The following is a 26,487-nucleotide window of genomic DNA, read 5'->3' as shown; positions in this document are numbered from 1 at the left end:
GTGATGGACGCCGTCCACGACGCGGAGCGCCTCCTGCTCGGGCGGCGCGCCGTGCTCGCGACGATCACGCCGAGCACGATCAGGGCGAGGCCGACGATCTCGCTCGCCGGCAGCGTCTCGCCGAAGAGCGGCAGCGCGACCAGGGCGGTGACGACGGGGCTCAGCGACCCGAAGGCCGCGGCGCGGCCCGCGCCCAGGGATCGGACGGCGACGGTGTAGGCGAGCGCGGCGACGATCCCGACGCCGACGCCCTGGACGAGGCCGAACACCGCGACGGCACTCGGATCGGCCGACCCCGAGAACAGGGTGGAGGGCAGGGCGCCGCTGACCGCCGCGACGAGGCTCAGGAGGAAGGAGGGGGCGCAGACCACCAGGAGCACCGCGACCGGGGTCAGCCGGGTCCGCCGGAGGCCCAGCGTGTACACGGCCCAGAGGATCCCGGCGGCGAGCAGGATGCCGATGCCCAGGGCGACCGACGCCGCAGAGGTGAGCACCACGATGACGACGACGCCGACGACGATCGCGCCCAGTCCGGCCAGGCGGGCGCCGCTCGGGCGCTCGCGCATCAGCAGGAGCGCGAGCAGACCGACGAAGACCGGCACCGAGCCGGGGATCACCAGGCCCACGAGCGCCGCGCTCGTCAGGCTCCCGCCCGCGGCGGCCGTGAGGAAGTAGGGCAGCCCGGCGCCGACCGCGAGGCAGGCGAGGGTGAGCGGCGATTCGCGCCGGATCGCCCGGAACGCTCCGGGGAGCGCCGGTGCCAGCACCAGCAGCGGGATCCCGAAGCGCAGGAGCGCGACGTCGACCGTGGTGAGGCCCGACCCGCCGATCCCGCGGATGCTCAGGGCGAATCCGGCCCAGGTGGCCACGGTCGCGATCATCGCGACGGTCCCGGTGAGGGCGGATCTGGTCATGGCGGTCCTCTCGGCGGGGCCGGTGGATGCCGACCCTCCGAGGCTAGGTCCGGGGAGGAGGCGGGCGATTGCGGATCCGAGCGCGGAATCCGGTGGTAGCGGCAGGATCTGCCAGGATCGGCGGTATGGACGACATCGACATGCGCATCCTGCAGGAGCTCCAGCAGGACGGCCGGCTCAGCAACCAGGACCTCGCCGACCGGGTGGGCCTCTCGCCCTCACCGTGCCTGCGCCGCGTGCGCCGGCTCGAGGAGGACGGCGTGCTGATCGGCTACCGCGCCGTCGTCGACCCCCGCGCGGTGGGCCTGGCCATCACCGCCTTCGTGCGCCTGCGCCTCGAGAGCCACAGCCCCGAGATCGTCGAGCAGGTCGAGACGGCCATCCGCGGGATCCCCCACGTGACGGAGGCGTACCTCATGGCGGGCGACAGCGACTTCCTCCTCAAGATCGCCGTCGAGGACCTCGAGGGGTACGAGACGCTGGTGCGCACGAGGATCCGGATGATCCCCGCCCTGGCCTCGATCGAGACCTCCTTCGCCTACGGAGTGACCAAGCCGCAGTCCCCTCTTCCCGCGCGCAGGTGAGCGCGCGAGGCGCTCCGGAGCCGTTCAGACAGCTGTCGGAACGGCCGCTCCGAGAACGCGAATCCTGACGGCGAGGAGCGCGGGACCCACTCCCTAGCGTGAGACGGGCCGGAGCGACCGGCCCTGCCGGAAGGAGCCCCGTGTCCGTCTCACTGCCCCTCGTCCTCCCCGGGCGTCGCGGCGTGAAGAGCGCCTCGAACCCCCTCCTGCGCTATCTCTTCCTCCGCTTCCTGCTGATCGTCCCGACGGTGCTCATCCTCGTCACGATGGTCTTCTTCCTGATGCGCCTGACCGGCGATCCGATCACCGCCGCCCTCGGCGGACGGCTCTCCGGGGCCGAGCTGGCCGCCCGGGTGGCGGCCGCCGGCTACGACCGCCCCGTGCTCGTGCAGTACGTCGAGTACCTCGGGGGCGTCCTGCGCGGCGACTTCGGCACCACCATCAGCGACAACCGCCCGGTCACCGAGGTCCTCGCCGTGTACGGCGCCGCCACCTTCGAGCTCGCCGTCTACGCGCTCCTGGTCGCCCTGGTCGTCGGCGTGCCGCTCGGCGCGATCGCCGCCCGCAAGCGGGACCGGATGCCCGACATCGTCCTGCGGGTCCTCGCGATCCTCAGCTACGCGACCCCCGTCTTCTTCGCCGGGCTCCTGCTCAAGCTCGTCTTCGGCGTCGTCCTCGACGTGGTGCCCACGGCGGGCCGCTCGAGCACCGGGACGGAGCTGATGCTCACGACGCTGCAGCAGCCGACCGGGCTCTTCCTCGTCGACGCGCTGCGCTCCGGGAGCAGCTCCGCGGTGACCGACGTGCTCGCCCACGCGGTGCTCCCGGGCCTCACGCTCGGCCTGCTCACCGCGGGCACCTTCCTCCGCCTCGTGCGCACCAACATGATCGGCACCCTGCAGGCGGGCTACGTCGAGGCCGGCCGCTCCCGCGGGGTCTCGGAGGGGAGGCTCGTCTCCCGCCACGCCTTCCGGCCCGCACTCATCCCGATCATCACCGTCATCGGCATGCAGATCGCGATGCTCCTGGGCGGTGCGGTCCTCACCGAGACCACGTTCGAGTGGCGCGGGCTGGGCTTCATGCTCGGCCAGTACCTCGCCGCCCGCGACTTCGTCGCCGTGCAGGGGATCGTCGCGGTGCTCGCCATCATCGTCGCCGTCACGAACTTCGTGGTGGACGTCCTCGCCGCCCTGATCGATCCCCGAGTGAGGTTCTGACATGACGACCGTCTCCGCTCCGCCGCGTCCGCTGCGGGACCGCCTCCCCCTCGTCGCGCAGGTGCGCAGCAGCGCAGGGTCCCAGCGGGCGATGCTCCTGATCGGACTCGCGCTGGTCGGCGCCCTCGTGATCGTCGCCGCGTGCGCGCCGCTGCTGGCCCCGTTCGGCTACGACCAGCTCGCCGTCGACGGCCGCAACTTCGGCGCGCAGCAGCCGCCCGGCGGGCAGCACCTCCTGGGCACCACGGTCGGCGGCTACGACGTCCTCTCGCGCACCCTGTGGGGAGCGCGGACCGCGGTCCAGGTGATCGCCCTGTCGCTCCTGACCTCGGTCGCGGCGGGCGTGCTGCTCGGCGCGGTGTCGGGCTACGTCGGCGGCTGGCTCGACCGGATCCTCGTGGTCGTCGCCGACGCCGTGTACGCCTTCCCGAGCCTCCTGCTCGCGATCGTCCTGTCGATCGTGATCTCGGGCGGCCAGTCGAGCCTGTGGGGCGGGGTCCTCGCCGCGGCGATGTCGATCACCGTCGTCTTCGTGCCGCAGTACTTCCGGGTGGTCAGGGCGGAGGTGCTCCGGGTCGTCTCCGAGTCCTTCGTGGAGTCGGCGCGCGTGATGGGCGCGCGAGACCGGCGGATCCTGATCCGCCACGTGCTCCGCAACTCCACCCGCACCCTGCCCGTGATCATCACGCTGAACGCCTCCGAGGCGATCATGACGCTGGCCGGCCTCGGCTTCCTCGGCTTCGGCATCGAGCCCACCTCCGCCGCCGAGTGGGGCTACGACCTCAACCGCTCGGTGCAGGACGTCACGAGCGGGATCTGGTGGACCTGCGTCGCTCCCGGTGCCGCGATCATGATCGTCGTGCTCGGGATCACCCTCGTCGGCGAGAGCCTCAACGACCTGTCCGACCCCCGCCTGCGCGTCCGCCGCCGCAGCCAGAGAAAGGCCCGGCGATGACCGCCGTACTGAGCATCCGCGACCTCCGCGTCGTCTTCGACACCGACCACGGCCCGGTCCAGGCGCTCGAGGGCGTCGACCTCGACGTCGCGCCGGGGGAGATCGTCGCCCTCGTGGGGGAGTCGGGCTCGGGCAAGACCGTCACCGGCAAGGCGGTCCTCGGGCTGCTGCCGGAATCGGCCGTCGTCTCCGGCAGCATCCGCCTCCGCCACGGCGGGAGCGACGTCGAGATCGTCGGCGCCCCCGAGAAGACGATGCGGCGGCTGCGGGGAGCGGCGGCGGCGATGGTGTTCCAGGAGCCGTCGACCGCGCTCAACCCGGTCTTCACCGTGGGCTGGCAGATCGTCGAGGGGCTCCGCGCGCACACCTCCCTCGGCCGCCGCGAGGCGCGGGCCGAGGCCGTCCGGATCCTCCGGACCGTCGGCATCCCCGATCCCGAGCGGCGGATCGACGACTACCCGCACCAGTTCTCGGGCGGGCAGAAGCAGCGGATCGTGATCGCGATGGCGCTGATCCAGGGCGCCCCGCTGATCGTGGCCGACGAGCCGACGACCGCGCTGGACGTGACCGTGCAGGCCGAGATCCTCGAGCTCCTGCGCACGCTGCGGCGCGATCTCGGCGGGTCGATGCTCCTCATCACGCACAACATGGGGGTCGTCGCCGACCTGGCCGACCGCGTGATCGTGATGAACGGCGGCCGGATCGTCGAGACCGCGGACGTGCAGTCGCTGTTCTCCGCTCCGCAGCACGAGTACACCCGCTCGCTCCTGGCCGCGGTCCCGCGGATCGGCGCGCCCGGCGCTGCGGGGCCCGAGCCCGCTCCGGGAAGCGAGCCGCTCGTCGTGGCGGAGCGGCTCGAGATCGTCTACCCGGGGCGCCTGGGCAAGCCCTCCTTCACGGCGATCGCCGACCTCTCGCTGACGCTCGCCCCCGGCGAGGTCCTGGGCCTCGTGGGGGAGTCGGGCTCGGGCAAGACGACGCTCGCCCGGACGATCGCCGGGCTGGTCCCCGCGACCGGCGGCTCGCTCCGGGTCCTCGGCTCCGAGCTCGTCGGGCGCCGCGCCTCCCTCGGTGCCGCCGCGCGCGCCGACCTCGGCTTCGTCTTCCAGGATCCGGCGACCAGCTTCAACCCGTTCCTGACCATCGGCGAGTGCATCGCCGAGCCGTTCGTCATCCACGGGCGCGCGGAGTCGGCCGCCGGCGTGCGCGAGGAGGTCCTGGATCTGCTCGACGCGGTCCGCCTGCCCCGCGCCTTCGCCGACCGCTTCCCCCACGAGCTCTCCGGCGGGCAGCGGCAGCGGGCCTCGCTCGCCCGGGCCATCGCGCTGCGCCCGCGCCTGCTCATCGCCGACGAGCCGACCAGCGCGCTCGACGTCTCCGTGCAGGCGACCGTGCTCGAGCTGTTCGCCGAGCTGCAGGGCGCGCTCGGCTTCGGCTGCCTCTTCGTCAGCCACGACCTCGCCGTCGTCGACCGCGTGGCCGGCCGGGTGGTCGTCCTGCGGCAGGGCGCGGTCGTGGAGCAGGGGTCGACCGCCGAGGTGCTCCGCTCGCCCCGCGAGGCGTACACGCAGAGGCTCCTGGCGTCGCTCCCCGTGCCGGATCCCGCGCTCCAGCGCGCGGCCCGGGAGGCGCTGGCCGCCGCCAGCCGGGACGATCTGGCGGCTGCGAGCTGACGGCGGGTCGGACCGGGCGGCACCCGGTCCGGCTCAGCGGGCGTCCGTTCCTGTGGGCGCCCGCTTCGGCGCGCCTCCGCTCGGGCAGGCGGCGGCTCGGGTGCGCGTCCGGTCGGATAGGCGTCCGGTCGGGCAGGCGTCCGCTCCGGCAAGGGTCGGTCGGGCGGGCGTCCGCCCCGGTGCGCGCCCGGTCCGCAGGCCGTCCGCTCTACAGGACCGGACCCGCGAGCACCGGACGCGCCGTCGCGGCGAAGCGGCGGGGGGCGGCGACGCCCTCGGACAGGTCCGCGAGGACCCGCCCGATCGCCGGGGTGAACTTGAACCCGTGGCCGGAGAAGCCCGCTCCGACGACGATCGGCCCGCTGCGGTCGAGGATGAAGTCCTCGTTGCGGGTCATCGTGTACGTGCAGCTGATGACGTCGCAGACCTCCGCGTCGGCGCCCGGGATCCACTCCGCCACGTAGCGGCGGAGGGCCGCGAGCTGCTCGGCGACCGGCCGGCGGGTGCGGGCGTCCGGATCGACGCTCCTGCCCACTCCGTGCCAGCCGACCTTCAGGCCCTCGCCCGGCGTGAGCATGCCGTAGACGGGGCTGAGGAAGTACGCGTGGTCGGCGCGGTCGGGGTCGGGCGTGTGGTTGAAGCTCGGCCACGCCGCGTCGGGCATGCGGAGCCGGAAGTGCGCGGGGTGCTCCTCCGAGACCCGGAGGGGGCGCAGCGGCACGAGCCCGGCGAGGAGGGGCTGCGTCCACGCTCCCGCGGTGACGACGACCCGTCGGGCGCGGTACTCGGTGTCGTCGGTCGTCACGATCACGGTGTCCGGTCCGACGACGTCGATCCCGCGGACGGGGGTGTCGTAGCGGAAGCGGGCGCCGCGGCGCTCAGCGCCGGCTCGCAGCGCGAGCAGAGCGTCGGCGGCGCGGACGCGTCCGCTGCTGGGGACGTGCAGCACCTCGCTCTCGAAGCGGAGCGCCGGCCAGCGGTCGCGGGCCTCGGCGGCGGAGATCAGCTCGCTCGCGACGCCGTGGGCGCGGTGCGCCTCCCGGACCGCGCGGAGGGGTCCGACGGGTCCGAGGTTCACGAGGCCGACCCGGTCGAGCAGCGGCGTGCCCTCCTCGACGCTCAGCCGGTCCCAGAGGCGGGAGGCCTCGCCGAGGAGGTCGAGGTAGTCGTCGGCGGCGTAGGCCTCGTTGAAGTTCCGGGTGCGGCCGTGGGACGCGCCGTTCTCGTGGCCGGGGCCGAACTGCTCGAGGAGCACCACGTCCGTGCCGCGCTGGGCCAGCTGCCAGGCGGTGGCGGAGCCCATCGCGCCTCCTCCGATGACGACCGTGTCGACGTTCTCGCGCACCGCGACCTCTCTCTCCCGGTCCGACCCGCGCGGAACCGTGAGGTCTCCACTCTGACGACGCGGAGGGTCGGCGGCCATGGACAGGTGGCGAGGGCGGAGGGCCCGGGGCACAGCAGACGTCGAACCCGGGCCCTCCCGGCCGGGCGCGGCGCCGGAGCGCGGTGCGACAGTTGTCGAAGCGAGCGGCCGCAGACCCCGACGACTACTCGACGCCGGATGCACGCTCCCTCGGCACCATGGACCCAGCGCCCCGGCGTCCCTCCCTCATCCCCGCCGCACGGCTGACCCGCAAGGAGTTCCCCATGAGATCCCGAGTACTGGCTCCCCTCGTCGCCGGTGCGGCGATGGCCGTCGCCCTCACCGCCTGCTCGCCGGGCACCACCGGCGCCCAGGCGCCCCCCGGGATCCTCCTGGGGACCACGGACAAGGTCACCGCCCTGGATCCCGCCGGCTCCTGGGATCTCGGCTCGGCGACGCTGCAGAACCAGGTCTTCTCCTGGCTGCTGACCTCCGCCCCCGGATCGACGGATCCCGTGCCGGACCTCGCGGCCTCGGCCGAGTTCACCGACCCCACCCACTACCGCGTCGCCCTGCGCGAGGACGCCGCCTTCGCCAACGGCAATCCGCTCACCGCCTCGGACGTGGTCTTCACCTTCGAGCGCCAGGTGGCGATCGCCGCTCCGAACGGCCCCTCGTCGCTGCTCTCGGACATGGTCTCGGTCGAGGCGGAGGACGACTCCACCGTCGTCTTCACACTGGCCACCCCGGACAACGCCCTCTGGCCCCAGATCCTCACCAGCCCCGCCGCCGCGATCGTCGACGAGGACGTCTTCTCGGCCGACTCCCTCACCACCGACGACGACATCGTCGCCGGCGACGCCTTCAGCGGGCAGTACTCCATCACGAGCTACAAGCTGAACTCGCTCGTGCAGCTCACCCGCAACGACTCCTACGACGGCCTCCTCGGCGCCGCCGCCAACGAGTCGGTGATCGTCCGCTACTACGCGGACGAGAGCAACCTCAAGCTCGACATCCAGCGCGGTGAGATCGCGGTCGCCTACCGCACGCTGAACGCGACCGACACGGAGGACCTCCGCGGCGAGGAGGGCCTGACGGTGCACTCCGGTCCCGGCGCGGAGATGCGCTTCCTGGTCTTCAACCCCGAGACCATGCCCTACGGCTCCGCGACCCCCGAGGCCGACGCCGACAAGGCGCTCGCCGTCCGCACCGCCGTCGCCGACCTGATCGACCGCGACGAGCTGTCGGACCAGGTCTACAAGGGCACCTACGCGCCGGTCTACTCGATCGTCCCCAGCGCCCTGACCGGATCGACGCCGGCGTACGAGCAGGCCTTCGGCGACGGGAGCGGCGGTCCCAGCGCGGACGAGGCCGCCGCCGCGCTCCAGGCCGCCGGGATCACCGGTCCCGTCGATCTCAAGCTGCAGTACAACACCGACCACTACGGCTCCAGCACCTCGGACGAGTACGCGCTCATCAAGAACCAGCTCGAGCGCAGCGGGCTGTTCACGGTCGACCTGCAGTCGACGGAGTGGACGCAGTACGTGAAGGAGAAGTCGACCTCCTACCCGCTCTACCAGCAGGGCTGGTTCGCGGACTACCCGGACTCGGACAACTACCTGAACCTGCTCTACGGCACCGACGAGGCCCCCTCCATCCTCGGCGCCGCCGTGAAGGACGACGCCTACAACGAGGTCGTGCTGCGCGAGCGGAGCCTGGCCCCCGGCGACGAGCGCACCGCGGCGATCGAGGAGGCGCAGCGCCTCGCGGCGGAGAAGGCGATCACCGTGCCGCTCCTCGAGGGCACGGAGACCGTCATCGCCTCCTCCACGATCTCGGGCATCGACGACACGCTCGACGGTTCCGGCCGGTTCCGCTTCGGGCTGCTCCGGAGCGAGTGATCGGGGCGCGCTGATCGGCCGGACGGGCCGCGGCGCCGCAGAGGGGGAGACCCTCGGCGGCCGCCGCGGCCCGTCCGTGCGTCCAGGGGCGGCACTGCGAGGGCGGCTCTGCCAGGACGGGGCACCCGGATCGATCAGCGCGCCAGCGCCGCCAGCTCTGCCCGGGTGCGGGCCCCGGCCTTGCGCAGCAGGTTCGACACGTGGAACTTCACCGTGTTGCCGCTGATGCCGAGGTCGTCCGCGATCCGCTGGTTCGAGGCGCCGAGCGTGATCAGGTTCAGCACCTCCCGCTCGCGCGCACTGAGCTCGGCGAGGTCGAGCCCGTCGGGCTGCGCCGGCGGATCGAGGGGGAGGCGGATCGACAGGGTCGACCCCCAGCCCGCGGTCGACGCGACCGAGAGCTCCCCGTCGAGCCCGCGCACGCGCTCGGCGATCGGGCGCAGGGCGTCGTCGCGGGTCGTCAGCTCGCCCCGGCCGTCGTCGCGGATCTCGATGAGCAGGTTGAGCCCGTCGCAGTCCCACTGGATCCGCACCCGGCGCGTCTGCTCCGACTCCACGAACGCCAGCACGGCGCTCCGCACGATCGCGCGGGCCGCGTGCGCCACCTCGCCGGGGAGGGCGCGCCCGGTGGCGGGCGGCTCGACGAACTGCACATCGAGGTCGCCGAAGCGCACGAGCGGGCGCAGGTCGCTCCGGAGCCGCGCGAACGCGCCCACGACGGGCTCCAGCATCGCGCTGCGCTGCTCGTCCGAGGCGGTGCGCAGCTCGACCAGGGCGTTCGCGGCGATGTCGATCGCGACGGTGCGGGCCGCACGGTCGTCGAGGCGCTCGGCGCGCAGGGCGGCGAGCACCGACTCCAGCGCCACCGCGTGCCGGTCGGCCTGCTCGGCCACCGTGCGGGCGTGCTGCTGCAGCAGGGTGCGGGAGGCGGGGGACTCGGCGGGATCCATCCTCCGAACCTACCCGTCCTACCCGCGAGTGGCACCGCCCACCCGATCGGGTAGGTGGGCCTCCTCGATCAGGTGGCGCGCGGATCCGGTCGCCGGGCGCACTGTGGACCCATGCCCGCTGACGACCGCACCACCGACCCCGCAGAGGCGCTCGCCGTGATCGCCGCCGAGGTGTCCGCCGCGACCGCCTCGCTGACGACCGACCGGCTCGAGCCCGTCCTCGAGCTGCTCGCCGGTGCCGACCGCGTCTTCGTCCACGGCGCCGGCCGCTCCGGCCTCGCCCTGCGGATGACCGCCATGCGCCTCATGCACCTCGGACTCGTCGTGCACGTGGTCGGCGACGTGACGACCCCGGCGATCCGCGGCGGCGACGTGCTGCTCACCGCGAGCGGCTCCGGCACCACCGGGGGCATCGTCCGCGCCGCGCAGGCCGCCGTCGACGCCGGAGCGCGGGTCGCGGCGATCACGACCGCCGCCGACTCCCCGCTGGCCGGGCTCGCCTCCGCCGTGGTGGTCGTGCCCGCCGCCGACAAGCTCGACCGCTCCGGGGCCGCCTCGGCGCAGTACTCCGGCGGGCTCTTCGAGCAGGTCGTCGTGCTCACCGGCGACGCCCTGTTCCACGCGCTCTGGCAGCGCCGCGGCGACAGCGCCGACGAGCTCTGGCCGCGCCACGCGAACCTCGAATGACCCGACTCCCCACCCCGACAGGAAGAAGAACCCCGTGAAGCTCCAGTTCGCCATGGACACCCTCAGCACCGACGCCGCCCTCGAGCTCGCCGCTGCCGCCGCCCCGCACGTCGACATCCTCGAGCTGGGCACCCCGCTCATCAAGAGCGCCGGCCTCTCCGCCATCACCGCCATCAAGGAGGCGCACCCCGACAAGACGGTCTTCGCCGACCTCAAGACGATGGACGCGGGCGAGCTCGAGGCCGACATGGCCTTCGCGGCCGGCGCCGACCTCGTGACGGTCCTCGGCGTCGCCGGCGACAGCACCATCGCCGGCGCGATCGCCGCCGGGAGGAAGCACGGCAAGGGCGTCGTCGTCGACCTCATCGGCGTGCCCGACAAGGCCGCCCGCGCCCGCGAGGTCGTCGCCCTCGGCGCCGAGTTCGTCGAGATGCACGCCGGTCTGGACGAGCAGGCGGAGGAGGGCTTCACCTTCGAGACCCTGCTGCGCGACGGCGAGTCCTCGGGCGTGCCGTTCTCGGTCGCGGGCGGCGTGAGCACCGCCACCATCGAGTCGGTGCAGCGCGCCGGCGCCCTCGTGGCCGTCGCGGGCGGGGCCATCTACGGCGCCCCGGACGTCGGCGAGGCCGCCGCGGCCCTCCGCGCCGCCATCGTCTGACCCGTCGGCGCCGCCGCCCCCGAGGCCCGCTGATCCGGGTCGCGAGGGCGGCGGCGCCCGCGTCCGCGCGGGAGGCGGCAGCGCATCCCCGCCGGACGCCCGGCCCCTCTCGACTCGCCGACGGCGCGGTCCTACAGTGGCTGCGACGACCCTCGACTCCCGCCGCGGGACCGACGGCGCCGTCGCGAGCGGAGGGAAGCCGTGTCCTCGACCGCCCCCGTGCCCGGAGCCGACGCCGACACCTCGACGAAGCTCCGCGACTTCCACCAGATCCTCCTCAACACCGCCGTCGCGAACGTGACGACGAGCTTCCTCTGGTTCGCGCTCACGTTCTGGGTGTACCTCGAGACGCGCTCCGTCCTGGCGACCGGGATCATCGGCGGCGCCTACATGCTGCTCGTCGCGGTCTTCGCGATGGCCTTCGGCACGATCGTGGACCGGCACCGCAAGTTCCGCGTCATGGTCTTCGCCGGGGCGGTCACGCTCGTGTCGTTCGGCGTCGCGGGCGGTCTCTTCCTCGCGCTGCCCGAGGCGGCGCTCCTGGACTTCCGCGCCCCCTGGTTCTGGGTGTTCTCGGGAACGATCCTCTTCGGCGCCGTCATCGAGAACATGCGCAACATCGCCCTGTCCACGACGGTGACCCTGCTGGTCCCGGTGGAGGGGCACGCCCGCGCGAACGGCCTCGTCGGCACGGTCCAGGGCCTCGCCTTCGTGGTGACGAGCGTCTTCAGCGGGCTCGCCATCGGCCTGCTCGGCATGGGGTGGACGCTGGTGATCTCGATCGGCCTCTCCGCCGCCGCGCTCCTGCACCTCCTGTTCCTGCGCATCCCGGAGGACCGGCCCGCGCCGACGGGGGAGAGGGCGCCGCTGATCGATCTGCGCGGCAGCATCACCGCGGTGCGGGCGGCGACCGGGCTGTTCGCGCTCATCGTCTTCTCGACGTTCAACAACCTGATCGGCGGCGTCTACATGGCGCTGATGGACCCGTACGGCCTCGAGCTGTTCCCGGTCGAGCTATGGGGCGTGGTGCTCGGAGTGACGGCGACCGGCTTCGTCATCGGCGGTCTGCTCGTCGCGAGGTTCGGGCTCGGGAGGAACCCGATCCGGACGATGCTGCTGCTCGTGATGGCGATGGGCCTGATCGGCGCGGTCTTCACCCTCCGCGACTGGTGGTGGCTCTACGCCGGCGGCATCTGGATCTACATGACCCTGATCCCGGCGGTCGAGGCCGCGGAGCAGACGGTGATCCAGAAGGTCGTCCCCTTCGAGACCCAGGGGCGCGTCTTCGGCTTCGCGGCGGCGTTCGAATCGGCCGCCGCTCCGATCACGTCGTTCCTCATCGCCCCGATCGCCGAGTTCGCGCTCATCCCGTACATGGAGTCGCCGTCCGGGCGCTCGGCGTTCGGCGGGCTGCTCGGCGACGGCATCGGCCGGGGGATCGCGCTGGTGTTCCTGGTCGGCGGAGTCGTCATGATCATCGCGGCCGGCGCGGCGATGCTCACCCGCTCCTACCGCGTGATGTCGGCGCAGTACCTGCGGGAGGCCGCGGCGAGCGGAGGGGCGGAACCCGTCGGCACCGAGGCGCCGGACACGGATCGGACCGCTCCGACCACCCTCGAGCAGAACCGCTAGCGCCCGCAGAGGCCGCCCGTCCTGCGCCTCCGTGGCGTCCGGCGGACCGGACGGAGCGGACACGAGGAAGACGTGCCGGACGCCCCCTCCCCAGGGTGCGGCGTCCGGCACGTCGGCTGCGACCACCCGGTCGAGGGGCCCTCCTCGACTCCCGAGCGCCCCGCTGCCCAGCGCCTCCGGATGGAGGCGTCCGGGCATCCGGCGCCGGCGGGGAGGGGGGCTCTGGTTCCCCTCCCCGCCGGACCGGCCGCCCGCGAGGGGCGACGGGGTGCTCGTTCGGGCGTGCCTCGAGTGACGGCTACATGCCGTCACTGAGCATGGACTGCACCAGCTTGGTGTGGCGCTCGAAGTTCAGCTCGCTGAACTCGGTGTTGTAGTTGAGGCCGTAGGGGTAGAAGTGGACCCCGGAGCAGTTGAGGGTCGCGCCCGCTCCGTCCCAGGTGCGCAGCAGTGCCTGGGAGGAGACCCAGCCGTTGTTCTGGCAGTTGGAGGTGAAGCCGGACGACGTGCCCACGCCCACGGTGTGCGACATCTCGTGAAGCGCCGTGCCCTCCACCATGTAGGTGCGGTTCGAGCCGAAGCGCATCTGACCGTAGATGTTCGCGTCGGCCGTCGGCGTGCCGGGGCTGTAGGAGACGGTCAGGTGGCGGGAGATGTTGTTGAGGCGGTTGTAGCGGGCCACGGCGCGGTCCATGGCGGCGGTGATGCGGGTGTAGGCGTCGGCCTCGTCAGCGGTCGGGGTCGCCGAGCGGTTCAGCGTGTAGGTGATCTTCTGCACGGTCGGGTCGGTCAGGGCCCAGCGCTGCGCCTTGGAGCCGGTGCAGGTCCACTGCTGGACGGGGGAGCCGTCGAGCTGGCCGAAGTCCTTGTCATCGAGGCAGAGGTTGCTGTGGCGGTTGGCGATCTCGGCGTAGCCCCCGCCGACGGAGGTGATCCGCCACTGCTGCGCGGTGCTGCCGTTGCAGCTCCACTGGCGCACTTCCGCACCGGGCGTGGTGCCGAAGTCGAAGTCGTCGAGGCAGAGGTTGCTGAACGTGTTCTTGATCTCGGCGTAGCCGGTGCCCAGGTCGGTGACCTGCCAGCGCTGATTGCTCGACTCGCTGCAGCTCCACTGGCGCACCTCGGCGCCGGGTTGAGTGATGAAGTCGTAGTCGTCGAGGCACATGCTGCTGTGCTGGTTGCGGATCTCCTGAGCCGCTCCGAGGCCGACCGGGGCGGTGGCCGCGGAGGCGGGCGTGCTGAAGCCGAGCGTCGTGATTCCGACGACGGCCGTGATCAGAGCTCCGATCAGGCGGCGGGAGGGGTGGGACTTCGTTGTCCGGGACATAGGGGTGCCTTTCGCAGACATCCGGCGCCCCCGAGGGGACGCGTGTGAGGGGTCGCAGGAGGAGGCCGCGTCCGACCGGGTCGGGCGGCGGCAGAAGGAGCGTTCGGAGCCGGCCGGGACGGTGATCCGGCCGCTCGATCGCGGGGCGTGTCGGCACCGGGGCTCCGATGGGGAGCTGAGCCGGAGTCGGCCCGGTGTTGACGTGGACAACCATCGACCGGTCGGACAGCCGGTGTCAAGGGCCGATCCGCGCGGTGCTCGACGGGACGAGGGCGATCCGATCCGGGTGCGGCACGGCGGATCCCAGCGCTCGCAAGGAGAGAGCGCTCACACTGCCGACCGTCGGAACTTCCGCAGAATTCCGCCATTGTTACCGTTAACAAAACTCGCTACTGTGGCCCCTGAAGTGGTCAGCGTGTCCTCACGCCCGACATCCCACTCCGACCGACCGGTTCGATGACGAACCTGAGAGGACCGTCGATGACGACGACATCTCCGCCCCCCGTCCGCCGACGCTCGCCAGCGTCGCGATGACCTCCGGCACCGCCGTCGATCCCGCTTCCGCCTCCTCGCGATGACCGCCGATCGCGAGCGCTGTCCCGCCGCCTGACCGGCCCGCCCTGTTCGGCGGGATCGGCCGCCGCCTCCACGGCCCGGCTCGCATCCCCGCACGCGAATGCTCCCCACCAGCCCCCCGGCCTCCGCCTCGGGCGTCCGCCGTCGCGCTTCGCCGCGATCCCGACCTCCCCTCCACCCCTCACCTGAAGGACCCCCCATGTCACGAACCCCCCGGCAGGAGCGCACCCGGCGCTCACGCCTCCCTCGAGCGGGCGCCGCGCTGACGCTCGCCATCGCCTGCCTCGGCGGCGTCCTCGGACCGATCGGCGCCGCCGGCGCCGCAGAGACCGTCCCCGCTCCTGCGCTGCAGTACTCGTTCGACGGCATCGGCGCGACGCTCGCCAACGGAGCCGTCGTCGCCGACTCCGCTCCGGGCAACCACCCCGGGACCCTGATCAACTCCGGCGCGACCAGCGTCGCGGGCCCCTCCGGCGCCTCCACCGACCGCGCTCTCTCGCTCCCGGGCGGATCGAGCACGTCGGCCGCGCCGCACGTCCGGATCGCCCCGGGCCTGATCCCCGCCGGCACGCAGGACGTCACGATGTCCGCCTGGCTGCGCTGGAGCGGTGCTCCGGACTGCACCTGGCCCTTCACGCTCGGCTCCAGCGTCGACTCCCACGTCCTCTCCACCACGAAGTGCGGACCGGCCGGCTTCGGCGCGATCAAGAGCGGCTCCGAGGTGCGGGCCGCAGGCACCACTCCGGTCGCCGCGAACCGCTGGGTGCACATGGCGGTCGTCGTCAAGGGCGGCCAGTCGGTCTCGACCTACTTCGACGGAGCTCTCGTCGGCCAGGGCAGCACGACCTTCACCGCCGCGTCCGCGATCGGCACGTCCACGTTCTCCGGCTTCCTCGGCAAATCGTTCTACGGCGCGGACGCCTACTGGGCCGGTGCCATCGACGACATGCAGGTCTGGACCTCCGCGCTCACCGCCGGCCAGGTGCAGCAGAGCGCCGCGTCCGTGCACTCGGTGCTCGCGAACCAGGACGCCGCCGTCTCGCTCGGTGACACCTCGAACGTCACCTCGAACCTCACTCTCCCCACGACCGGCGCCAACGGCTCCACGATCACCTGGACGTCGAGCGCCCCCGGCGTCGTCAGCACCAGCGGCGTCGTCACCCGGCCCGCCGCGGGCAGCCCGGACGCCACCGTCACGCTGACCCCGACCGCCGTCCACGGCGGCATCACCGTCGTCGGCCGAGCGACCACCGTCTCCGTCCCGGCGTACGCCGCCGGTGACAGCGCCGAGGCCGAGCTCGCCCGGGCCGTCGCCGACGGCATCGCCAACGATCCCGCCCTCGCCGGACCAGTGCGCGGCAGCCTGAACCTGCCCTCGACCGGAGCCGACGTCGCCACCACCGCCGCGCGCGCGAACAGCGCCAGCGCCGTGGTGACCTGGACCTCGTCGAACGAGGCCGTCATCACCTCCGCCGACAAGGGCACTGCGCCGAACGTCGTCGCGAAGGGCTCGCTCACGCGTCCGTCCGCCGACACCACCGTCACCCTCACCGCGACGATCACCGTCCCCGGCACCACGCCCCTCGTCCGGACCCTCACGCGCACCGTTCCGGCCGCGGCCCCCGTCGCCGCGAGCGACCTCGACGCGTACCTGTTCGCGTACTTCACCGGCGACAGCATCGAGGGCGAGAAGATCCGCTTCGCGACCTCCGACGGCAACGACTCGCTCAAGTGGAAGACCCTGAACGACGCGCAGCCGATCCTCACCTCGACCCTGGGCACGAAGGGCCTGCGCGACCCGTTCATCTTCCGCTCGAAGGAGGGCGACCGCTTCTTCCTGATGGCCACCGACCTCTCCGTCGGCACCACAGGATTCGGCGGCTCGACCAACCGCGGAAGCCGCTACCTCGAGATCTGGGAGTCCACGGACCTCGTCAACTGGGGCCAGCAGCGCCACGTCGAGGTCAACCTGCCGAACGCGGGCATGACCTGGGCGCCGGAGGCCACCTACGACCCCACCATCGACGCGTACGTCGTCTACTGGACCTCGGCCCTCTTCACCGACAGCACCCGCAACGTCGAGGACGGCAACGGACCCCAGATCCTCACCTCCACCACCCGCGACTTCCGGGAGTTCACCACCCCCGAGGTCTGGTTCAAGGCCGCCGACGTCCCCTCGCTCAACAGCCGCAACGGGCTGATCGACGCCACGATGCTCAAGGACGGCGACACCTACTACCGCTTCACGAAGGCGACCGAGACCAGCGGCTGCCCCTCGCCCGACATCATCGGACAGAAGTCGACGAACCTGCGGGCCACCACCGCCTCCGGCGCGTGGAGCCTGATCGACACCTGCATCGGCCGCACCGCCGGAACGCCGGAGGTCGAGGGTCCCGAGATCTTCAAGACCAACGAGGGCGACCGGGCGGGGTACAAGTACTTCCTCTGGACCGACAACTACGGCGGACGCGGCTACATCCCGCTCGGCACGAACTCGCTCGAGGGCGACATCCAGTGGACGATCCCCAGCAGCTTCTCGCTGCCGACGTCGCCCCGCCACGGATCCGTCGTCTCCATCACCGCGAAGGAGCGCGACGCGCTGGCCGCGAAGTGGAACCCGTCGCTCCTGGTGACCTCGATCGACGCCGTGGCGCGGACCGTGCAGGCCGGATCGACCACCGTCGACCTGCCCGCCACGGTGGGCGCGACGTTCAAGGACGGCCACCGCGAGACGGTCGCCGTGACGTGGGAGACGGCCGATCTCAGCTCGCTGAAGAAGGCCGGCGACACCGTGCAGGTGCGCGGACAGCTCGCCAATTCGGCGGCGACTCCGGCCATCGCCACCATCACCGCCACGGCTCCTCCCGGACCGTCGCTGACGGCCTCGGCCTCGAGCCGCTGCGTCGCCGGCAAGGTGACGGTCACCGCGACCGGGACCAACACGAGCGGCTCCACGGTCGAGATGACCGTCGGCTCGCAGTGGGGGAGCAGGACCTTCACCGGGGTCGCTCCCGGCAAGTCCGTGTCCGCCGCCTTCACCACCCGGGCGACCTCGGTCGCCGCGGGCGAGGTGAGCGTCGCCTCGAAGGACGCGAACGGCACCAGGACGGCCGCCGCGCCGTACTCGGCGCTCACCTGCCGCTAGGCCGGTGACAGGGGGAGGGGCGGCTCCGAGTCGCCCCTCCCCTGATCTCCTCTCGCTCCGGGGCCTCCGGCCACCGGAGCAGGAAGCACGGACCCCGTGTCCGTTCTCCCCGGATCCACCTCTCCCACGGAAGTAGACGAACAATGCGGTTCCGACGCACGACGGCCCTCCTGGTCGCCGCGAGCCTGACAGCGGGAGGGGCTGCGCTCGGCGCGGCACCCGCACAGGCCGCGGTGCCCAGCCCGGTCCTCTCCTACGACTTCTCCTCGTCCGCCGCTGTCGGCTCCGCCGTGGGCGCGGGCACGACCCTGACCGACTCCGCTGCCGGCCGCTCCGCCACCGTGCGCGGGACCGGAGCGACGACCGTCGCCGGTCCGCGCGGCGGCACCGACCGCGCACTGCGCCTCCCCGGCGGTGCCGCGGGCAGCTCCGCCGCCTACGCCGAGATCGCGCCCGGACTGACCACGGCGGCCACCACCGATGTGACCATGTCGGCCTGGCTGCGCTGGGAGGGGAACCAGAGCTGCAGCTGGGCGTACGCGCTCGGGCAGTCGACCGAGCGGTACCTCTTCACCACGCCCCAGTGCGGAGGCAACCTGATCGGCGCCGTGAAGAACGGCTCGGAGCAGCGTGCGGCCGACTCCGGTCCCGCCGCCACCGGTCGCTGGAGCCACGTCGCCGTGGTCCTGCGCAGCGGCGTCAGCGTCTCGACCTACGTCGACGGCCGGCTCGCCCAGACCACCCCGACCTCCGCGACCGGAGCGGCGACTGTCGGCACCTCCGCCTTCTCCGGCCTCCTCGGCAAGTCGTTCTACGGCCCCGACCCCCTCTTCGCCGGGGCGATGGACGACGTGCACGTCTACTCCTCCGCCCTGACCCAGGACCAGGTGCGCGAGGACGCGGCTCCGGCCGCCGCCGCGATCGCCGCATCGGACGCCGCCGCGGCGACCATCGCCGTCACCGGACCCGTCACCAGCGACCTCCCCCTGCCGACCCGCGGCGCGGGCGGCTCCGTCCTCACCTGGGCGAGCAGCGACCCCGCGGTGATCGGCACCGACGGCTCCGTGCGCCGCCCGGCACCCGGATCGGCGAACGCCACCGTGACCCTGACCCCGACCGCGACCTTCGCCGGATCCGCCGCCACCGGCACCGCGCGCAGTGTCACCGTCGCCGCGGACACCGAGGCCGACGCCACGGCGCGCCTGCGCACCGCCCTCGTCGTCCCGCCGACCGTCGCCTCCGGAACCGCTCTTCCCACGGTCGCCGGCTACACCGTGTCGTGGAGCGCGGACGGTGCCGGCCTGTCCGGCGGCCGCCTCGTGAACGACTCGGCGACCGACCGGGCACTCGCGCTCACCGCCTCCGTGAAGGTCGGCGCCACCACGCTGACGAAGACCTTCCGCACCACCGTCCTCAGCGCCTCTACGGCGAAGACCGTGGTGTCGTACACCCGGACGCCGACCGGCGAGGACAAGGCGAACCAGGACACGATCGCCCGCGGCCTCCACCTGGCACTCGGCTCGTCCGTCGCCGACGCGGCACCGCTCTCGGGCAACTCAGGAGTCCTCTTCGCCGACGGGGTCTTCCTCGGAACCGACAAGGCCGACAACCGCGGCCTCGCGAACCCCTCGCTGTTCACCTTCGCCGACGGCACCGTCGGCGTGATCGCCACGCGCGTCCTGCAGTCGGGCGCGTCCGACGGCACCGGGGCCTCGAGCGCTCTGATCTTCAAGGCCACGGACGCCACCGCGTCCGACTTCACCGAGCTCGGCCTCATCGACCTCGGCACCACCGGCGGCGTCGTCGCGCCGAAGGCCGTCTTCGACACGGACCAGAACCGCTACCTCGTCTCCTGGACGGACTCCTCCGGGGCGGCGAAGTACACGACCGTCACGGACCTCGCCCGCACCGAGCTCCGCGCGCAGGCGTTCTGGCCGAAGGACGGCGGCCGTCGCAGCGTCGTCGTGACCGACGGGAACCGCGGTGCGGTCCTCGGTGGAAGCCCCGCCACCGTCGCCGCTCCCGACCTCTCCGGAGTCCCGGGCCGCGTCGCCGACGCTCTGCCGGGCGGCGCGCTGACGGTCTCCGGCTCCGTCGCCGACTCGCTCGTGAAGAGGTTCGGCCGCACGGTCAACACCGGATCCTCGGTCGCACCGCAGACGATCGATCAGGGCGACACCTCCGCCCTGTCCGGAGTGAAGGCGCAGCTCTCCTACAACGACGGCTCGACCGGCAGCCTCGGCATCGACTGGAACCAGCAGCAGCTCGCCGACCTCGCTGCGAAGGGCCCGGGAACGTACGACCTCTCCGGGACCGTCCGCCAGCGGCAGTACAACGAGCCGTTCGCCTACAACCGCGCGGATCCGACGATCCACCGCTACGAGCGCAACGGGAAGACGCAGTACCTCTTCACCGCCACGGACGACACGAACAACAACAACGTCGCCTCGCAGCACCTGCCGATCCGGGTCGCCGACAGCATCGACCAGCTCAGCGACGACAACGGCGGACGGGCCCGTGAGGTGGACCTCCTCAACCGCACCACGCGGATGGACCGCACCGCCGAGGGCAAGGTGATCGCGGGCTGCTACTGGGCCCCCGAGATCCACGAGATCGGCGGCAAGCTCTCCATCCTGTTCGCCCCGTGCTTCAACCCGGACAACGACCAGTCGAACCAGAACGGTCAGTGGTTCACGGTGCAGGCGCACATCATGCAGCTGCGCGACGGCGGAGACCCCGCGAACCCCTCCGACTGGAGCGCGCCGCGCGCTGTCGTGAAGAGCGATGGAAGCGCCCTCGGACGCCCCGGCACGGGACGCAACATCAGCCTCGACATGACCTACTTCGAGTCCGGTGGAACTGCGTACTACGCCTGGTCCCAGCGCTACGTCGACAACGGAGTGAGCGACCCGGCGACCTGGATCGCCAAGGTCGATCCCGCGAACCCCACCCGCGTCATCGGCGAGCCGACCCCGATCATCGTGCCCTCGCTGACGTTCGAGGACCACCTGTCCGAGGGAGCGTTCGCGATCCAGCGCGACGGGAGGATCACGCTCGTCTACTCCAGCAGCGGCGTCAGCCCGAAGTACATCGTGGGCGGCGCCTGGGCGAAGGAGGGCAGTGACCTGACCGACATCGCGAGCTGGACCAAGTACGACGCCCCGCTCCTGCAGAGCGTCCCCCTGCCCGACGGCGTCCTCGACTACCGCACCTACGAGCAGGGTCCCGGCCACGGAGCCGTCACCCAGGACGAGGACGGCAACGACGTGTACGTCTACCACACCTGGGGCAACGGAGTCGGGGGTGACGGCCGCGACACCCGTCTCGCCCGCATCCACTACGCCGCCGACGGCCGGCCGGTCTTCGACCTGACGCCGACGGAGGAGGTCGCACCCGCGAACCGGACTGTGACCGCCAAGGTCACCGTCACGTCGCCCCTGACCCTGACCGCCACGGCGTCGACCCGCTGCGTCAGCGGGAAGGTCGTCCTGACCACTGTGGTGAAGAACGACAGCCGCTCGATCATGGACATCACGACCGTCACCGCCTTCGGCTCGAAGACCGTGACCGGAGTCGCTCCGGGATCGTCCGCGTCGAGCGCCGTCACCACCCGAGCGGTCTCGATCCCCGCGGGGTCGGTGGCCGCGACAGGAAAGGCCGTCGTCGACGGGAAGACGGTCAGCACGCAGACGAGCGTCGACTACCCGGCGCGCAGCTGCCGCTGAGACGGTGAGGGAGCGGGCGCCACGATCGCCCGCTCCCTCGTCGCCCCGCCCCCGACCGGCACTGCGCCGCCCTGCAGTGCCGCCACCTCAGAAGGACGACCGACGAGATGCACCACAGAGTGAGAACCGGGACGGTCCCGACCATCGGGCCCGTGCTGACGAAGGTCGCGCAGTCGCACACCCTCACCGAGGAGAAGGACGACGGAGCGGCCGGCAGCGCAGCTGCCGTCGGAGGACACGACCTCCTGCTGATCAACGGCAACGCCCTCCCTCTCTCCTGAGTCCACCTGAGCGGTACGGGTGGGTCCACGGCCCTGGTCGCCCGACGATCCCGCCGAGCCGACCTCACCACCGGCTGCAGACCGGGGTGGTGATCGGGCCGGATTCTGCTGTCCGGGCCGATCGCTGATGCGTGGAGCTCTCCTGAGGCGACTCCCGGACGCGCGCCGGCGGTGACCGGCCCAGCCCCTTCCTCCCGATGCAGCAGGAGACCGCCGTTCCCCAGGAGATACCCGTGATGCGCCTCGATCGATTCCTCGTGTCCCTGGCACGCTCTGCGCGGTGCACGAACCGCTGCGGAGCCTGCGGGCTCGACTGCAGCATCGACGTCTTCATCCTGATCGCGCTCGCGACCGGAGAGAACCGCGACGAGACCCGCCTGCGAGCAGTCCTCGACCTCCGCTCCGGCGACCGTGTCGAGGTCCTCGAGGTGCGCAAGCGGCTCCTCCGGCTCTCCCGCCGGGGCCTGGTGCTCCTGGAGAGAGGCAGGAGGACCGCACTGCAGCGCATCGAGCGCTTCTCGATCACGCGCGACGGCCGGGCCTTCCTGGCGTCCCACGCCAGAGCACTGGACCTCCTCGCCGAGGAGATCCACGTCGCGCTGCTGTCCCGCTGACGAGCCGAGCGCCTGCGCGGGCGCGTCGAGTCTGTTCGGCGTCGATCCGGGGATCCGACGCGCCGGGTCGCAGGCAGGTCCCGGCCTCGCGGTCCCCTCGCTCGTGACCGCGTCACACCCGCTCAGGATCACGAGGCCGACCGCAGCCGGAGGCACTGCCGACGCGAATCCCGACGAGCTGTGCGAGCTCGCCGCCGGCGCGCGCTCAGGCACGGCTCGCCCGTGACGACGCCCCCGCGGAGCACCAGTCGCCGCTCAGGGCTCCGGCGACTCCACGCCGGCCGTTGCCGCCCCTTCACCCTGCGTCGTGCGCGAGGTGGCGCGATCCTGATTCATGCCGCCGACGGCGCCGTCCTGATCGGGGCCGTCCTCTCTCTCGCGTTCCACTTCCAGATCGTTCTCGGAACGGGACCGCTGGGGCCGGGCTCGCGAACCTCGCCCTGACCGTCGCGGTCACGGCGTTCTCGCCCGTCGCCATCGGATTCCTCCTCATCCGAGGGAGGAAGGAGGACCTCGACCGCGCCTGGGACGAGGCGGAGGACGCCCTCGTCCAGTGAGACGATGCCGAAGGGGCGGGCCGGTTCGTGCAGAAGCGACAGATCGGCTCGCCCATTCGAGTCCGATTCACGACACCCCGTACCTCGTCGAGCGACGACCTCCCCCCCCCGATGAGGAGTGACTCGTGGATCGCAACCGTGCGGTCGTGCGACGCTGCCGCTTCATCCGGTGGGTCTCCTCCCGCGATGCCGGCGGCACCGCCGAGAGATCATCGAGGGTCGCGACCCGGTCGTTCGGCACATCACCGCAGAACGGAACGACGACGCCCGGCCGCCCTCGTGTGAGGGACGGCCGGGCGTCGTCGTTCGCGGAAGCGGGTCAGGTCATCCGCAGCGGAGCGCCGGGTAGGCGGCGCTCACGGGAGCGGAGGCACTGCCGACGGTGGCGACTCCCTGGACGGTCCCGGCGGTGACCGAGGCGGCCCGCGTGGTCACGGCCAGCGAGGCGGTCCGGCCCGCGTCGATCTGCTGCGTCTTCGCGCCCCACAGGGTGCTCCAGCGGAGGTCGGCGGTCGCCGCGGCCCTGTTGACGGTGGTCAGGGTGACCACCACCTTGCCCGCGACGCAGCGAGCCGCGGCGGTGGCGGTGACGGGCACAGCCGGCGCCTTCACGGTGATCGTCGCCGTGACGGTGCGGTTGGCCGAGGCCACCTCCTGCTCCTTCGAGAGGGAGAGGTCGAGTCGGCCGCTCGCGCGGATGTTGACGCCCTTGAACCAGGTGTTGCGGTCCGAGTCGAACAGGCCGCCCGCGTTCTGCGGGTCGGTCGCCGTGTGCGGGTCCGGGTAGGGGCGGGCGTGGTAGGCGAGGAGCAGGTTGCCCGACTCGTCCTCGACGAACGAGTTGTGCCCGGTGCCGGCCTGCTGGCGCGAGAAGTACTGCGTCTCGTCGGCGCCGAGGCGGCCCAGGTAGGTGTCCTCGGTGTCCAGCACGGGGAACGCGGTCTGCGTCCACGTCGCGGGGTTGAGGAGGTCGGCGCTCGCGTCGGCCGTGAGCAGGCCGAGCGAGTAGTACTTGTCGACCGTTCCACCCGAGTAGGTGAGGTACAGGCGTCCCCCCTTCGACACGATGAACGGCGCCTCGACGATGCCCTGGTCGCTTCCCTCGGTGGTGTCGGACGGGGTCGGCGAGCGCTTGCCCGACTCCCACGGCTGGCTCTCGCCGTAGATGCGGCTGACTGCACCGGAGATCAGCGGGACGGTGCCCTTGGGCCCCATGGTCGCCTTGGCGAGCGAGAGCGTGCCGCCGTTGGGCAGGACCCAGTAGCCCTGGGCGGCGCCGTTCTCCTGGCGCTCGATGTAGCTGACGTCGAAGGCCGCGCCCTCGAGGACGACCGGCTCGCCCCACTTCGTCTGGTCGAGGAATCCGCCCTCGGCGATCGAGGCGTCGGTCCCGGTGTAGGGGATCAGGACGGTGTTGTCGCACCAGCCGCCCACAGGCGCGTAGCCCTTGTTCATGCCGGCGACGATCCACCAGGTGCCGTTGATCTTGTGGAACTCCTGCGCCCAGATGTATCCGCCCCAGCCGTAGAAGGTGTTCGGGTACTGGCTCTGGCGACCGGGCGTGCCGGCGTCGGGGTCGATCACGATCTGCTCGGGAGCGGAGTCGAGACCGGCGATGGTCTTCGAGCGCTTGAGGCCGATCTTGCGGTAGCTGGAGCTCTCCTCGATCGGGCCGAGCGAGTCCTGACCGTAGTGCGAGCCCGTGAGGTAGTAGTAGCCGTCGTCCTCGTTGAAGAAGACGTGCGGATCCGCGCGGGCCTCGTTGACCATCGCCTCGGGGTCCTGCTGGACGGAGCCGGTGACCCGGTAGGTCCCGGGACGCGAGGTGTCGACGGCGGTGGTCAGATCGTCCTGCCAGTCGACGTTGAGCGACTTGGTCGAGCCGTCGTTGTACTCCATCACGGCCTGCCCCGGGAGCGCGGCGGCGATCGCAGCGGATCCGGCGCCGGAGTCGACGGAGCCGCTGAGCGACTTCACACCGGTGTTCTTCAGGTCGACGTACTCGCGGTAGAACGTGCCGAACTCGGTCGAGGTCAGCGCCGTCTCGCCGGCCTGGCCCTGGGTGAACCCGGCGGGGAGACCCGAGCCCTGGACACCGGGGACGCGGGCGTCGGCGCGGGTGGTCGCTCCGGGAGCGGTGCCGGAGGCGAGGTCCGTGAACAGCGTCACGCGGCCCTCGGTGGTGAGCAGATCGGTCCAGAACAGCTTGTAGACGCCGAGGGCGGAGTCGAAGACGATCCGCGGGTCGGTCACGACCGAGCCCGGCGCGACCCGGAGGACGCGCTGGTCGCGGAACGTGCGGCCGTCGGCGGAGCTCCAGAGGTAGACGGAGTCCGTGGCGTTGTTCTGCGACGAGACCGCGCCGAGCGAGCCGTCCTTCGAGCGGAACAGCAGCGGCGAGCCCATCTGGGCGTTCGGGCGCTGCGCCTGATCGCCGTCCCTGAGGACGGAGAGGATCGACTGCGAGCGGTTCAGCGGCTCCCAGGTGGTCGCGCCGGCGGGCAGTGCGGCCGTGAAGAGCGAGTCCGCGCGACGGTCGTCGTTGTACGCCAGCGGGTCGTCCTTCACGCCGTTCGTCGTGGTGACGGTCTTGACGGAGGTGGCGATGCGCCCGCCGGGCACAGCGAGGGTGCTGTCCCACGCGTAGGTCTGCCCGGCGACGGCTGCCTGGAGGCGGACGGCGACGGGAGCGGTGAGGCCCGAGAGGTTCACGGCGCCGGTGGAGGAGACGCGCGCGGCGCCGGCGCCGGAGGCGGTCCACGTCACGGTGTTCCCGAGGACCTGCGCGGGCAGGTCGCCGAGCACGGTCGTGGGGACGTCGAGGGCGGCGCGCAGGTCGGTCGCCACGGGACTGCTCGTCGCGCCCAGCTCGGCCCCGGTCAGGGCGCGGTCGTAGATGCGCAGATTGTCGAGGAGTCCGGTGAAGTACTCCCCGCCGCCCCAGTTGGCCTTGCCGATCTGCAGGACTCCGCCGGTCGATCCGAGGACCGTCGCGAGCGAGGGGCCGGCCGTCGTGACGGCCACGGGCTTCGCGTCGACGTAGAGGCGGGCGGTGCCGCCGCTCAGCACGAGATCGACGTGCTTCCACTCCGTGCTGCTCGGGCCGGTGAGGTTGCCCGAGGAGTCGCGGGCGCCGCTGTTGGCGTAGCGCTCGACGGTGAGGCCGTTCGTCCTGTCGAGGACGCCGACGTACTTCTCCTGGGCGTAGTCCTGGGTCGCGGCCGAGCGAGCGGCGAAGACCGACCAGCCGACGTTGTCCGCGGCGGCGGGCTTGGAGTCGTACGACAGAGTGACGGAGTCGCGACCCTTCAGCAGCGGCTGCCCGTCGGTCGCGGTGAGGTCGAGCCAGAACGAGGACGACAGCGAGACGGCGCTGCCCTGCCCGGTGCGCCCGGCGACGAGGGTCGGCGTCCCCTTCACGGCGGCGCGGGTCGACCTGTCGGTGAAGGCGCCTCCGCTCGGGGCGGTGTCGAAGGTGAAGTCCGCGAGCAGGCTCTGCGCGGGAGTGGTCGCCGCTGTCGCGGCGACGGCGACCGGCACGGCGGCGCCGGCGGCGAGGGCGATCGTCGCGGAGGCGGCGAGGGTGGCGGCGAGCAGGCGCGAGCGCCTGCCTCCGCCCGGGGGTCGTGACGTCATCGTCGACGTGTCCTCTCGGGTTCTGCAGCGAACCGGCGGGCGGACAGGGGATCCCGCCAGCGGTGTGGTCTTCGCACGGTACCGGCGATTGT

The 26,487-nt window shown here is 72.3% G+C and carries 17 protein-coding genes; 12 read left to right on the top strand and 5 right to left on the bottom strand.

All coding sequences use genetic code 11. The features are described from left to right. Positions 1–914: DMT family transporter (locus C5C39_RS13935; protein WP_104353651.1), on the bottom strand; the 914-nt coding region annotated here is incomplete at its 3' end. Positions 915–1,039: 125 nt separating this feature from the next. Between C5C39_RS13935 and C5C39_RS13930 the strand changes: the two genes are divergently transcribed. The 4 genes from C5C39_RS13930 to C5C39_RS13915 all read left to right on the top strand — a co-directional run bounded on the left by C5C39_RS13930 (position 1,040) and on the right by C5C39_RS13915 (position 5,343). Then, positions 1,040–1,498 carry an Lrp/AsnC family transcriptional regulator gene (locus C5C39_RS13930; protein ID WP_104282519.1) on the top strand — a complete coding sequence of 153 codons (459 nt, stop codon included), beginning with the start codon at positions 1,040–1,042 and terminating at the stop codon, positions 1,496–1,498. 182 nt (positions 1,499–1,680) lie between these two features. Further along, positions 1,681–2,715, top strand: coding sequence for an ABC transporter permease (locus tag C5C39_RS13925; protein ID WP_374953705.1), 1,035 nt, complete (start codon positions 1,681–1,683; stop codon positions 2,713–2,715). Position 2,716: 1 nt separating this feature from the next. Continuing rightward, positions 2,717–3,670, top strand: a complete 954-nt coding sequence (locus C5C39_RS13920) for an ABC transporter permease (RefSeq protein WP_104282518.1) — start codon at positions 2,717–2,719, stop codon at positions 3,668–3,670. Continuing rightward, positions 3,667–5,343, top strand: coding sequence for an ABC transporter ATP-binding protein (locus C5C39_RS13915; RefSeq protein WP_104353650.1), 1,677 nt, complete (start codon positions 3,667–3,669; stop codon positions 5,341–5,343). Before C5C39_RS13920 ends, C5C39_RS13915 begins: the two co-directional genes overlap by 4 nt. A gap of 208 nt (positions 5,344–5,551) precedes the next feature. Here C5C39_RS13915 and C5C39_RS13910 read toward each other — a convergent pair whose 3' ends face one another. Next, complete coding sequence (locus tag C5C39_RS13910) at positions 5,552–6,688, bottom strand: FAD-dependent oxidoreductase (protein ID WP_258075842.1); 1,137 nt, start codon at positions 6,686–6,688, stop codon at positions 5,552–5,554. Positions 6,689–6,990: 302 nt separating this feature from the next. Between C5C39_RS13910 and C5C39_RS13905 the strand changes: the two genes are divergently transcribed. Then, entirely contained in the window at positions 6,991–8,607 is a 1,617-nt protein-coding gene (locus C5C39_RS13905; protein ID WP_104353649.1) for an ABC transporter substrate-binding protein, read from the top strand. Positions 8,608–8,741: 134 nt separating this feature from the next. Here C5C39_RS13905 and C5C39_RS13900 read toward each other — a convergent pair whose 3' ends face one another. Next, positions 8,742–9,557 (bottom strand): response regulator transcription factor family protein, encoded by an 816-nt coding sequence (locus C5C39_RS13900; protein WP_104239653.1) that lies wholly within the window; start codon positions 9,555–9,557, stop codon positions 8,742–8,744. 111 nt (positions 9,558–9,668) lie between these two features. Between C5C39_RS13900 and hxlB the strand changes: the two genes are divergently transcribed. The 3 genes from hxlB to C5C39_RS13885 all read left to right on the top strand — a co-directional run bounded on the left by hxlB (position 9,669) and on the right by C5C39_RS13885 (position 12,534). Further along, a complete protein-coding gene (hxlB, locus tag C5C39_RS13895) occupies positions 9,669–10,244 on the top strand; it encodes a 6-phospho-3-hexuloisomerase (protein ID WP_104249685.1) in 576 nt (191 codons plus the stop codon). 34 nt (positions 10,245–10,278) lie between these two features. After that, on the top strand, positions 10,279–10,902 hold the full coding sequence (gene hxlA, locus C5C39_RS13890) for a 3-hexulose-6-phosphate synthase (protein ID WP_104224387.1): 624 nt from the start codon (positions 10,279–10,281) through the stop codon (positions 10,900–10,902). A gap of 201 nt (positions 10,903–11,103) precedes the next feature. After that, positions 11,104–12,534 (top strand): MFS transporter, encoded by a 1,431-nt coding sequence (locus C5C39_RS13885; RefSeq protein ID WP_104353648.1) that lies wholly within the window; start codon positions 11,104–11,106, stop codon positions 12,532–12,534. 298 nt (positions 12,535–12,832) lie between these two features. Here C5C39_RS13885 and C5C39_RS13880 read toward each other — a convergent pair whose 3' ends face one another. After that, positions 12,833–13,861 (bottom strand): RICIN domain-containing protein, encoded by a 1,029-nt coding sequence (locus tag C5C39_RS13880; protein ID WP_181136396.1) that lies wholly within the window; start codon positions 13,859–13,861, stop codon positions 12,833–12,835. Between the two features lie 775 nt (positions 13,862–14,636). Here C5C39_RS13880 and C5C39_RS13875 point away from each other — a divergent pair. The 4 genes from C5C39_RS13875 (at position 14,637) to C5C39_RS13865 (ending at position 22,202) form a co-directional block, all read left to right on the top strand. Continuing rightward, the gene (locus C5C39_RS13875) at positions 14,637–17,582 is read left to right on the top strand and encodes an immunoglobulin-like domain-containing protein (protein WP_104353646.1); all 2,946 of its coding nucleotides are present in this window, start codon (positions 14,637–14,639) and stop codon (positions 17,580–17,582) included. A gap of 143 nt (positions 17,583–17,725) precedes the next feature. After that, positions 17,726–21,307: a family 43 glycosylhydrolase gene (locus tag C5C39_RS13870; RefSeq protein ID WP_104353645.1), complete on the top strand. Its 3,582-nt coding sequence runs from the start codon at positions 17,726–17,728 to the stop codon at positions 21,305–21,307. Between the two features lie 119 nt (positions 21,308–21,426). Beyond that, the gene (locus C5C39_RS17615; protein ID WP_181067898.1) at positions 21,427–21,588 is read left to right on the top strand and encodes a hypothetical protein; all 162 of its coding nucleotides are present in this window, start codon (positions 21,427–21,429) and stop codon (positions 21,586–21,588) included. 233 nt (positions 21,589–21,821) lie between these two features. Continuing rightward, positions 21,822–22,202 carry a hypothetical protein gene (locus tag C5C39_RS13865; RefSeq protein ID WP_104249689.1) on the top strand — a complete coding sequence of 127 codons (381 nt, stop codon included), beginning with the start codon at positions 21,822–21,824 and terminating at the stop codon, positions 22,200–22,202. Positions 22,203–23,083: 881 nt separating this feature from the next. Here C5C39_RS13865 and C5C39_RS13860 read toward each other — a convergent pair. Beyond that, complete coding sequence (locus C5C39_RS13860) at positions 23,084–26,395, bottom strand: family 43 glycosylhydrolase (protein WP_104353644.1); 3,312 nt, start codon at positions 26,393–26,395, stop codon at positions 23,084–23,086. Between the last annotated feature and the right edge of the window lie 92 nt (positions 26,396–26,487).

It is taken from the genome of Rathayibacter sp. AY1F3, from assembly GCF_002931975.1.
Classification (GTDB): Bacteria; Actinomycetota; Actinomycetes; order Actinomycetales; family Microbacteriaceae; genus Rathayibacter.
Note: the sequence above shows the minus strand (reverse complement) of the source record. Positions and strands in the feature narration are given on the sequence as shown.